The sequence below is a fragment of the Candidatus Sordicultor fermentans genome (genome assembly GCF_012728195.1).
GTDB classification, from domain to species: domain Bacteria; phylum Atribacterota; class Atribacteria; order Atribacterales; family Caldatribacteriaceae; genus Sordicultor; species Sordicultor fermentans.
The window spans coordinates 1-11,829 of record NZ_JAAYFP010000067.1 but is presented as its reverse complement, the minus strand read 5'-3'; the positions used below and the strand labels follow the sequence as shown (position 1 = coordinate 11,829).

Annotated in this window: 9 protein-coding genes; 2 read left to right on the top strand and 7 right to left on the bottom strand. The window is 37.3% G+C overall.

All coding sequences use genetic code 11. The features are described from left to right. Nucleotides 1–711 (top strand): tyrosine-type recombinase/integrase (locus tag GXZ17_RS03065; RefSeq protein WP_409375818.1); only part of this gene is annotated, 711 nt, incomplete at its 5' end. Nucleotides 712–919: 208 nt separating this feature from the next. On the opposite strand, the gene GXZ17_RS03060 is transcribed toward GXZ17_RS03065, so the two are convergent. From GXZ17_RS03060 to GXZ17_RS03040, 5 genes are all read right to left on the bottom strand, one after another. Continuing rightward, on the bottom strand, nt 920–3,874 hold the full coding sequence (locus tag GXZ17_RS03060) for a DEAD/DEAH box helicase family protein (protein WP_409375817.1): 2,955 nt from the start codon (nt 3,872–3,874) through the stop codon (nt 920–922). A 4-nt stretch (nt 3,875–3,878) separates the two neighbouring features. After that, nucleotides 3,879–6,437, bottom strand: coding sequence for a DNA methyltransferase (locus GXZ17_RS03055; protein WP_409375816.1), 2,559 nt, complete (start codon nt 6,435–6,437; stop codon nt 3,879–3,881). 160 nt (nt 6,438–6,597) lie between these two features. Then, nucleotides 6,598–7,371 carry a TIGR02391 family protein gene (locus GXZ17_RS03050; RefSeq protein ID WP_409375815.1) on the bottom strand — a complete coding sequence of 258 codons (774 nt, stop codon included), beginning with the start codon at nt 7,369–7,371 and terminating at the stop codon, nt 6,598–6,600. Nucleotides 7,372–7,452: 81 nt separating this feature from the next. After that, nucleotides 7,453–7,692 (bottom strand): ImmA/IrrE family metallo-endopeptidase, encoded by a 240-nt coding sequence (locus GXZ17_RS03045; protein ID WP_409375819.1) that lies wholly within the window; start codon nt 7,690–7,692, stop codon nt 7,453–7,455. Nucleotides 7,693–7,891: 199 nt separating this feature from the next. Then, nucleotides 7,892–8,284, bottom strand: a complete 393-nt coding sequence (locus tag GXZ17_RS03040) for an OsmC family protein (RefSeq protein ID WP_409375814.1) — start codon at nt 8,282–8,284, stop codon at nt 7,892–7,894. A gap of 114 nt (nt 8,285–8,398) precedes the next feature. Here GXZ17_RS03040 and GXZ17_RS03035 point away from each other — a divergent pair, with 114 nt between their 5' ends. Beyond that, entirely contained in the window at nt 8,399–8,998 is a 600-nt protein-coding gene (locus GXZ17_RS03035; protein WP_409375813.1) for a hypothetical protein, read from the top strand. Between the two features lie 66 nt (nt 8,999–9,064). On the opposite strand, the gene GXZ17_RS03030 is transcribed toward GXZ17_RS03035, so the two are convergent. Beyond that, nucleotides 9,065–10,258: a VanW family protein gene (locus GXZ17_RS03030; RefSeq protein WP_409375812.1), complete on the bottom strand. Its 1,194-nt coding sequence runs from the start codon at nt 10,256–10,258 to the stop codon at nt 9,065–9,067. Between the two features lie 29 nt (nt 10,259–10,287). After that, entirely contained in the window at nt 10,288–11,361 is a 1,074-nt protein-coding gene (locus GXZ17_RS03025; protein WP_409375811.1) for a SurA N-terminal domain-containing protein, read from the bottom strand. Nucleotides 11,362–11,829: the final 468 nt, after the last annotated feature.

Below are 11,829 nucleotides of genomic sequence, written 5' to 3'. Positions count from 1 at the left end.
ATCTACGCTTATAAGACTCACATTACCAGCTTTTTTAAACGCTTTCCTCGTGCTCTACGTTCAGAGAAAGATTTAAGAACTTCCATCCTCAAGTATTTCTCCGATGATATTAAACCTGCTACTTTCAATCTTCGCCGAGTATATCTTAAAGCCTTCTTTGATTTCTTAGTAAGAGAGAATATCATCGAGAAAAACCCGGTAGACTTTAAAAAGAGAAAGGATGAAGGAAGAGCCCGAGCTATACCCCTTGAGGTATTAAAGGAGCTCCTCGGCGCTCCAGATAAAAAGAGTTATGCTGGCTTTCGTGATTACTGTCTTATCCTCTTTATGCTCGATACTGGCATCCGCCCTGGAGAAGCGTTAAAGCTCAAGAAAGAAGACTTTAATCTTGCCTCATTTGAAGTAACTATTCCTGATAATGTTGCTAAAACGAGAAGGAAAAGAACTCTTCCTCTCTCTCCAGTAGTTGCTAAAGAGATTAAAAAGCTCCTCTTTCTGCAACCTTTAGAGTGGAGAGATACCACCGTCTTTTGTGGTTTTGAAGGAAAAGAGCTTTCCACAGCTTCTTTTGGCCGAAGGCTTAATAAATATTCTCGTAAAATTGGCTATAAAATAACTCCTTATGACTTACGCCACTCTTTCGCTCTTTTATACTTGCGTAATGGTGGCAATGTCTTCACCTTACAGCGCACCCGAGAGCCACTGATTTAAATATGACTAAAAGATACCTTGCACTCACTGGAGAAGACTTAAAAGCAGAGCATGAAAAAGCTACACCAGTGAGCGATATTGTGGGAAAAAGAGTGAGGAAGGTATAGAATAATCACCCCACTACCCACACCAGTGAGGTGATTAGAAACAATGACGGGAAGTTACCTGTTCATTGCCATAGTTCTTTTTCTTATTCACCTTATTTTAATCATATCATCTTCAACATTCCCTCAATGTTATCAAACCAATACCGCCTATACTCACGAGAAGCCTTTGAGGTATCATCTGGCCTTAACAATAGTTTTATTCTGACTTTAAATCTATTGTAGTTAAAAACTTTTTCTTCTCCGTTTTCCTCGAACAATGCTCTATATCCGTCAATTTTCCTATAAGCACTGGTATGCTCTGTCCCTTTTGGATCAACATAAACAATAAAGTAGTTGTCTCCTTTTTTAAGCCAGAATATAAAATCAGGATAAAATCTACTGATTTTATTTACATTAGGATTGTAGTAAGGAATATAAATTTCATCTAAACTTTCATCCAGTTTACTAAAAGACCACCAATCGAAATCTTTAAACTTATTGTCTGGCTTTTCCAAATAATCTTCCAGATCGTTTATGAACTTCACTTCGCTTGGAGTTTTGATGATGTGCTTGATATAGTCTATTCTTTGGTTATCAGACAGTATTATTGGAAGGTAATAGTGGTTAGGAATATACTTAATTTTTAATGCCTTACCCTGGTATTCTGATGCTTCTTCTTTAACCATCCGAGCAGACTCTTTGATACCTTCGGTGTACTCCTTTAAACTAATTTCTCCGCGAGAATACTTTTCTTCTAACTCTTTCTCCAGTTGGGAGGGATCCTTGAATTGGGAGACTTTCTCAATTTTCTTTTGTATTTCGCTAATGTCTTCCAAATAAACTTTAATATTTTTAAAATGTCTTATCTCTTCCTCTAATTCTTTAAATTCTTCAAATTCCTCTGGAGTGACACTGAGATAATCAAAAAACCTTTGAATAAGCAAATCCACGTCTTTAAAGCTTTTCTCACCAATTTTAAAATTGTTTGGAGTTGCCAGGCTTTTTCTCAGAAATTTAACTTTTTCTGGTTCTGTATTGTATCTCATCAAAACAACTCTATCATCGGTTATGAATTCACCAAATTCAGAAAGTACTTTCAAATCCTCAGTTGAAATCTCAAACTTTACTTGCTCATCCGTTTTTAAAAGAGGAGAATCTGCTGGCCTATACTTTGGCACAAGCAATTTATCTTTTTGAATCTGGGGATTCTCAAACAGAGAAAGTGGAGTCTCTCCTTCCCCCTCTTTTTCTTTTTTCAACTCCTGAATCACTGTGGCTATAGCATTTCTATTCGTTCCAAAAATAAATAGGGTTTCTATGGGCAATACTTTATCTTTGACTTTATCGAATAAATTTTGGTCTATTTCCTTTGAATTATAAAGCTGTAACAATCTTCTTCTTTTGTTTTTTACAGGCTCGATTCTTACTCCTCGTCCAACGGATTGGAGAATAAACTTTTTTGCATCCTCTCCCATACCAATATTGATAAAATTAATTACATTAGGCCTATTGGAATCCCATCCCTCATAGAAACCACGAGAACCCATCAAGATATTAATATCAGATTCCTCTTTGTTCAGATTCTCAAAATAACTTTCATCCTCGAATCTTTCTTGAATTTCATATCCTGCAAGTTCTTCTTTCAACCATCCTGATATATCACCTATTTTTATCAATGCAAAGGGTCTATCGCTGGCCTTTAACTTGAAGGCTAACTCCTTTCTATCAGATTGCCTTACTAATACTTCAGTTTCGCCGCTACTATCTGAATTGTATACGTAGCTTAAAATATCATCTTTTGTTATACTTTTAAGAACTGCTTCGTCTATTCTCATTACCTTATTGTCTTCAAACATAAACTCAGGCCCTTCTTTTAACTCTTTCCAAAGTTCGTCAAGAGCAATTTTTAAAACTCCGGGATGAATTTCTCCTTTTCCAATTCTCTCAAGCTCTCGAAAGAAAAGTTTAAGATCGGCATCTTCTGTATTAACAGAATTAACCAGAGTTAAAAGTAGGGGTTTATGATACAAATCTGATTGGATATTCTTAATATCTTCATAGAATTTCTTTACATAAGTTAAAAGGATTAAGGACTTTAAAACTATTTTCTGCTTTTCTTCTCCACTGTAATCTTCTTCATCCCTAAATGCTCTTATTTCTTGTTTTAGAATATTGATATGTTTTCCGTACCCTGCGTTCACAAAACTTGATAGATTAAATTCAAAAGCACAGGTAGCAATGTCTCTTGGGTCGATAAAGGTTGCGGAAGAATTGAATAAAAACCCATTCCTTGAAAGGATAGAATAAATGTGCTGCCTTTTTGAGTCTTCCTTATCTCCCTTGTGTGCTTCATCTAAGAAAATATACCATCTACCGTCATTATCGTAGTTCTTGAAGTCAATGATTTTCTCTTTCTGTTCGTCGCTTAAGTTATCAGACCTGTAGTAAAATACAGTGGTACCGAATAATGTTCGCTGTCTTTTAACTTCTGGATACTCTTTTAGCTCTTTTAGAATTATTTTTGTCTCATTAGCGTAGTTAAACTCATCTACGTGCTTTTTAAGTTGCTCTATCAAATCGTCTCTATGAGTTAAAATCAAAATATCATATGATGGAATTTCCTTTCTTTCCATTAACTGTATCAAAATTTCAATAAGCTTGATAATGACAAGGCTTTTTCCGCTCCCCGTTGCCATCCAAAAGCTCATACGGTTAATAAAATGTTCGTAAGGTATTTTCCCATTGTCTTGAGGATAATATTCCGTTAGGAGATTGTAGATGTTTCTTTTCCTCCTGTCTAATCCAATATCCAAGTTTTCTTCTAATCCATTGTCCTGATACCATTTGAAAAAATCCTTTTTTCTTTCCCCGTTTATTTCTGAGTTCTCTTTTTCTTGATAATCCACAAAATCCTCAAAATACTTCCAAAGGACCTTTATTGCATTTTTCAATGCATTTTGCTGATAATCCCAGAGCCTTTTATCCTTTGAAAAGCTCTCCAAATCAAAAGTGTTCCAGGCCGGAGGTAAATCCTCAAACCTTAAGTCTTCTGTCATATCTTGTAATAATATTTTCATCTTTTTACCACCATATTAAAGGTTTAATCACTTTATAGTCTAAATCTTTTAGATTAATTTGTTCTCCATCTTCAAATTCTACATAATCAGGGGTAATTTTCTTTATCCATTTGCCCAGAAGGTTGGAAAGAGTTTCTGGAATGTCTATGTTAGGGTAAAGTTTTGATAAATCCACCTTCACCTTGTTATTTTCATAATCGATTTCTAACGCCTCAAGCATCTTTAAATCTCTCATAAAAACATATTGATTATATGGATCTTGGTAGGGATTATCAAAGAGGTTAGAATCCTCATATTTTACTTTCCTTAACGTATCTTCGTATTGCTCCAAGGAGTAATACTTGATGAAATGGCTGATACCCTGGCCATTCTGCATCTTTCCGTCCTTCCATTTGTCAGAGAAAACCACTTTCTTGATACGGGGCATGAGTACGGTATCGAAGTAGTCGGCCATTTCTACCAAGATGTATTTTCGCTTACCATTATCCTGACGGTTTAGGTTTATTACCGCATGAGCTGTAGTACCAGAACCAGCGAAATAGTCAAGTACAATACTATCCTTATCAGTAACCGCGTAGACTGAATCCATAACTGTGTAAATTGACTTAGTATAAATGCCCTCAGGCAGAAGACCCATTTCTGTGAGTAGACGAGTTCCATAGTCACCAGCAATGTATCTTGAGTCATCCCATACGGTCTTATATTGGCTCGAAGCTTTAGCTTTAAGGATCTGAATTTCTCCCCTCTTCGTGATATGTACCCTCAGCAAGTGTCTTATATCTTCAACGGAATCACGGGAATAACGCCATTTACGTTCGACACCTCTGGGATCAATGGGGTAAACCTCCACTGTACCGTCCTTTCGCTTATTGTTAGATTTACTGGGATGAAATGAATCGGAACAAACATTACCGAAACCAATGACGTTACTTTCTTTAACAAGAATCGGATAGAAGCAGTTTTTGGCCGTTTTGCGCTCAGATTCTGTTCCCCACTTTCGCAGATTGACATACTCCCATTCGTCTTGTGGAATCAGCATTTCGTTGATTCTCTTCAATGAAGGTGGGATACAGAAGTAAGCGTAGTCATGGTTGTAAGAGAAATAATCACCCTGAATGCCCTTCTTATTATGTATCACGGTAACGCACACTTTTGTATACTCCGAGAAAATTGATGAGAGCAACCAACCGAGTCTCTCTTGCTCGTTCTCATCAATCGCAATAATGTGACTTCCATCTGTGGTTGATAGCAACTTACTTAGAGCAAGACGATTCTCCATTAAACTCATCCACGAAGAGTGCTTATATGTATTCACATATATTATTTCTGTAGACTTAGAATTGTATGGTGGATCAATATAGGTGCATTTTACTTTTCCTCGGAATTTAGCCAGTATCGTATTCAGTGCCTGATAGTTCTCGCTCTTTATCAGCCACCCATCCAAAGAATTGTCTAAATCATCAAATAATCCTAAAATTTCAAGCTCCAAATCCTTGAAGTATTTTGTATCAATTGGTAGATATTGATATTTTTTGTTTAACTGCTTGCTCAAAGGTGCATTTTCCAAAATTTTACTTTTATCAAATTCTTTACCCACAATGCCTAATTCTTCCCATTCTTTTACCTGATTTTCAAATCCCTCATGCTCTAAGATTTTTTCTATAAGTTCAATGTTTTTTTCTGCAATCCTATCCAGCGTTATTACATAGTTAGAGTTCAAGGCAAACTTGGGTTTATTCCATATTTTAACCAGCTCATCTTCAAATTGTGAGATAAAGTTGACAATCTTAAATGCAATATCTTTCAAAACCTGCAGTTGTTTTATTCTCTTTTCTGTCCATTCACTTTCACCACTAAAAACATATTGATAAAGCCATATATTGAACTGCTCTTGCAAAAACTCCTTAGCATTTTTATTTATGAAATAATCAACTTCGCTTTGTTTCTCAAACACCCTAAATGCTTCTTCCAAAGTGTCTTCAGTAATTGTTACTCCTTCTTTCCTCAGATCTCTTAAAATATCATTAATCTTAGTTTTCCTGCCCCTCTCAGAATAAAGAACATTAAAGGCAATTACTCCATCATTTCTCTTCCCTTTAAGCTCATAAATAATTGCCCTCTTTTCATTTGCTTTTTTGTGTTCAAGCGTAGAAACATCAAAAAAGAATTTGACATCATCTACATCTACCTCCAAGTTTTTAAACAACCTATCGGTTTTGACGTAATAGAGCATATGTGTTTTCCAAAAAAGCATTACATCCTTATCGTCAGTGTATACTTTCTCATAAACATTTTGATAGATAGGTGTGTATCTGAAATAAATCGAACCACTTTCTGAAAAATAGCGGTTAAAGAAAGTGTAAAGTTTGTCAAAAAGCTCCTCTCTAAACTCAGGGAAGGGCTCTAATGCCTTATCTATATCCTTTTGAAGTTGGGGAAAGACACCTTCTTCATAATAGCGTGATTTAATCCTCATTAAATTGATATATCCAGATTCCCCTTCTACCCTTGCACCTATAAAGATGTCTTTCAGCGCATCATAAAATTTTTGTTCTTTACTCATACTTTTTACCCCTTTTTACTGTGGTATCAGGTATTTTATGCAATATTTCCGAAATAAAATAAATCCTGAACGATTAATCTTAAAAGCACCAAGTTGAGCTCAGCTCCACTAAGCACAAGCCTTTTGTGCCATGTTATATAAAGCGCCGTACCTCCTTTATTCACTTTTTCTCGTCTATTTTAAACATCAGAAGACTTGCCAGAAAAAGAAAATGAATAGCCCTATTACTGTCCATTGGGATGTTCTCATGGGCTTGCGGATTCCTTATAGCAGCCATAGCCCCCGAAAATATTTGCATATATCCTTGTTGTATATTTTTCCCTGTTGTAGTTGAAAGATCATCCAATACAATAATTGGATTTTGTGGTGAAAAAGCTTTATTCATTAAGTCAACACCATCATATTCTTGGCCAGTTTCCTCCTTAACTATAACTTTCACAATACTATTAATTTCTTTAAACGCTGCCTCAACTGAATCTGCAAAATGTTTTGCTTCAAAGCGACTTTTTGAGACTTCTACAATTTTAGGGTGTAACAAATCCCAGAATATATTCGAAATACCCGATCTTTGCTCGTTACTTTTTGTAATTCTTTTTTCATATTCCACATTCATTTTATCTAATGCATCTTCAAATATTTTCTTTTCCAATTCAATTTCCAGTTTATTTTCCCATCTATGATTACCTTTAATTGGCTTAAAACTTTTTATGATACCATTTTCCTTTAAAAATTTAGTGGCTTTCCATCTTATCTCACAATATTGGTCTCTTGTTGCTGGAGAATCTACTGGAAACAGCTGAGTAAACTTTATCCTATTTTGAAGTAACGGAATGATAATTTTATCAGGGGAAATATTCATCTCTGTCTTGATATCAAGCATCACATCATATATCCCAAGAAAATTATAATCATCCATTTCTTTAATCCACTTCATATTATTTATCCTTTTATATGCTTTTACTTTAGGTATAACATACCACATATCTTTGCCAAAATGTAACAATTCTACCTGAACCTACAAACCCTCCTCCTCCAACCACTCCTGCATCAAGAGATAGGCGAAGTAGTCGGCTTCTTTTTCCAATCCGGCGACAAAGCTTTTATGGTCTAAAAACACCGGGCGCAGATAGTTAGCGTGGTGAAGGAGAAAATGAGCTACCTCATGGAGAATAGTTTTAGCGCGCTCTCGGAAAGGTAGTTTCGAGTTTATGACGATATTTTTCCTGGTCGGATGTTTACCACAACCTCGTCGTATCCTTCAATGTTTGGGAACTTTATTTTATCCAGTTTCTTGTTAAATTCCTGATTTTCCTCTTCTTTTCTGTATCATGTTCTCTTATCTTATTTCTTATCTTGGATTTGGGGAAATTGCGCAGCACAAAGATAACAAATTGCTGGGGAATATAGGAATATTGCAATAGGTTTTGCGATTAATTTTAAGTTCGCCGAAGCGGTTAATAAGACAATTTAGTTGCTATTTCTTCTACACCTCCGCGCAAGGTATTCATTACCGTGCAGCCTCTCTCTCCTGCTTTTATTATTCTTTCCTTTTCTTCGTGAGTTAAATTACCGATTAGTTCCACTTCCATTTCTATTTTTTGCACCCGGGAAGGAGAAGAACCTAATTCTCCGTTGATTCGGGCGACTACTTCCTCCAGAGGAAAATTTTTGGTCTGGGCATAAGCAAAGACTGTTCCGGCAAAACAACTTCCTAAAGCAGCCAGCAAACACTCTACCGGCCAGTATCCTGCTTCGCTTTCTGCGCCTCTACTTTTAAATAAGATTGTCTCTTTTCCTATGTGGGCTTCGATTTTCCCTCTTCGGGCTACAAGCTCTACTTGAGCCATTTTTCTACCTCCTTACTTGGTTTTGAGATTAATGTTTAGTATCATTATACAATGGAACTCTATTTTAAGGATTAAATACTCTTTTATAGTGAAAAATAAAAAGGGGGCAAAATCATGAACAAAAAGTGGTGGCTACTTCTCTTAGTGACTATCTCTCTTCTTCTCCTTTCTGGTTGTGCTCAGGTAGAATTAGCAGTTAAAGTGGCTGGCGATGCTACTATTCCTGCTGCTCGTATTGCGGTGATAGTAAATGACACCACAGTTTTGAGCCAACTAAAAAAAGTAGCTGTGGATGAATACAAAAAGTTATCCGAGGAGGAAAGAGAGTTTGTAAAAGTAATGACCAAAGAAGATGCCCCTCCCTATATAGTGGCCTGGGAGTGGGATTTCCCTGACCAGGAAAAAGCTCAGGAGTTTACTCAACAATTCCTAGGTAGCACCGCTCGTCTTTCTAAAGATGGAGACCTGGTAGTTTTAGAGGCTAGCCTGGAAGGGAAAGAGCTGGATAATGTCTTGAATCAGTGGGGAGGGACTGCCGTAAAGCCTTTTCTAGACTCCATTACTCTTTTTGTTAAAGCTTATATGCCAGGAGAGATATTGAGCTATGTAGAGGGAGAAGTAGAGGATAAGGTCTGGCAGCAGGAGCTAAACCTGGGAGAGGTATATAAAAATAAACCCACAATAGACATCGAAGTGATTTCCCGCGATAAATAAAGGGAAGAATAAAAAACACCGGGGTGGGATGGCTCATCCCGGTGTTTGTAGAAATTTAAAAATCCGTTATTGAAATTCTTCTTTAATTTTTTGCTCCAATTCCCAGGGTATCAAGTAGGTATCCTGATAACGATACTCAATTTTTTCTCCATTTCTTACTGTAGTTTCTACGGTTAAGAGTCCTTCTTTTTCTCCCTTTCTCTCTAAGGAAACAATTTGCGTTTCCCAGGTTTTTTGCAGGGAGTTCTCCTTTTCTCCCCATATTTCACATATTAAGCTCTCTTCCTGGAGATAGGCAAAAATAACTACTTTCTGTGTAGGATAGAAGAATCGAAGGTCTTTACTCCCATAGCTTACCGCTGCGTCTCTTCCGGGGGGAACATAAGAGGTGGTTTCTGAATATCCGGAATGGGGATGACGTTCTAAAATTTGAGCTTCAGTGCCTAATAGAGCATTATATAAAGTAGAAGATACCTGGCATACTCCTCCTCCATAACCGGGAGATAGTCTTCCGTTAACCATTATATTGGTTTCGAGGTAACCATCCTCTTTTTCTGCTCTGCCTACTATGTTGTTGAAGGAGAAAATTTCTCCTTTTTCTAATATGTAACCGTTGATGGAAGAAGAGGCCTTTTGAATATTATAAACTGTGGGTTCGTCTTTACCTTCAAGGGAAGTTTGATAACGGGCTAATAGATGAGGGGTTCCCAGTTTTTCAAGAATAATGGAGGTGTCAATTTTCGGCTGCAGGAGTTGAAAGGTAGTGAGAGTTATTTCTTCTTTTCCCCGGGAGAGAGCTTCTCGGAGCTCTAATATTGCTCTTTCCTCATCAAGCCTTTTCCCTTCCCGGGAGGGAATTACCCTTTTTTCCTCTAAGCGAGCGTCTTCTGGGGTAGAATAAGTTTTTTGAGCTAAGTCATCCAGGAGGCTTTTGACCTTTTCTTCATCCCAGGAAAACATAAGGGGAACTGTTTCTCCCTCTCCTTTGAGGATAAACCTTTTCATTGCCTCAATGTTCCAGGAAATTCCCAGTTCTTTTTTATTGAGGGAAATGGTTAAACCATTCACTTTAAGGGAGAGAGGAGATTCCAACCACCTCTCTTCCATTATCTCTAAAAAAGAGGATAGCTCGCTTTTTTTAAGGTCGCCTAAGTCAACACCTAATAGATTGCCTTCAATTGGCTGAGAGCAAGAAGAAAGAAACAAAGATAAAAGTACTATTTCTGTAATTAATAAGATTAGGTGCCATCTACGGAGCATGGTTATTTTCTAATACTTTTCTTTAGAATTCACGGGGTAGGAATTTCTTCTCTATTTTCTTCTTTACCATTCGCTTCCGGAGAACTCTGAGGAGCGGTGTCGGCCTCTGGAGATGAGCTTTCTACGGCTATCTGCAAGGACTCAGCTATGGTAATTTTACTTTTCTCCCGCAACTCAGCCACTAGATGGTTAACTTTGACTCTTTTTTGCTCTTCTTTTAAAAGCTTTTCTATGTTTTCTTTTACCTCTTCATATTTTTTTTCTTCCTGGGGCTTAAACTCTATTATCTGATAGATACAGTAGTGCTCTCCCACCTTAATTACAGGAGTAATAGCCAGAGGTTTGTCCTTGAGAGGAGCGAGAACTTCTTTTACCTCGGGAGGCAAGGTAGTTTCACTCACCCATCCTAAGTCTCCTCCCTGAGAAGCATAGGAATCTTGAGAATTATCTTTAGCCAGCTGGGCAAAATCTTCTCCTACATACAAACGTTTTAAGACTGCCTCGGCCTCTTCTTGAGAAGAAAAAGTCATCTGCCGCAGGTGATATTGAGGAGGAGTGGTGAAAAGGGATTTATTTTCTTCATAGTATTTTTGTATTTCTTCTTCTGGTATGGTGATTTCTTCTGCCAGGCTGTCTTCCAGTTTTTGAATCATCAATTCTCTTTTTATGGCTTCCCGCAGAGCAGCGAGATTGAATCCCTGGTATCCTAAATATCTTCGAAAATCTTCTTCAGAGGGGAATTGGGCCTTGATAAGTTCTATTTGTTCTTCTATTTCAGAAGAGGAAACCTTAATTCTTCTCGATTTGGCTTCCTGGTAGAGAAGCTCGTTTTGAATCAGGTTTTCCAGTATTAAACGGCGCAAGAAAGTTATAGAATTTTCGTCCATCTGGTTGAGAGTTTTAGAATCGTACTGAGAAATTAGATTACGAAAGGCTTGGTCCAGTTCATAAAAAGTGATAGCTGTACCATTGACTGTAGCTGCTACTGCCTGGTTGCCTCCCCCTGAGCGGCGAGAACCGTAACCGTAATAAATAGTTACAGCAAAAGCTATTACCACAATTATGAGTATTACATCTAAATGCTTGCGCAAACTTCTCAACATTCAGTCCACCTCTGTGACTTCTAAGTTTTTAACATCTTTAGAATACTACTCCATTAGTTCATTTTCTGTCAACTGCTTAGGGGCTTTTGTGTGGTTATTCTGTGATAATGTCACCTTTAAAACTCTTGAAAAGCTGCTTCTTTAGTAGCAGAATGAAAGACTAATAGGACAGCTTGCGGTGTCCCCCTCCTTATCATCGTAAAAAGCGAAGTGCTCCGCGGCGGTCTCTCTTTTTTGTCACCGCGAGGCCCGTGACAGCTTCTTGGGTGGATTATGTGTAGGAAAAACGAAAAAGAATAGTCTGTGGCGCTAAAAACAAAAGGCAAACAAAAAAACATGAAAATGCAAAAACCACTGGAAGAGGAAAACAGACAGCCTGCAGCGTAAGATTAAAAGACTAAAAAACCTAAAAAGCAAAGACCGCTGGTGGGAAAACCATCCACCATATAAAGGGAAAAGAATTCCCCT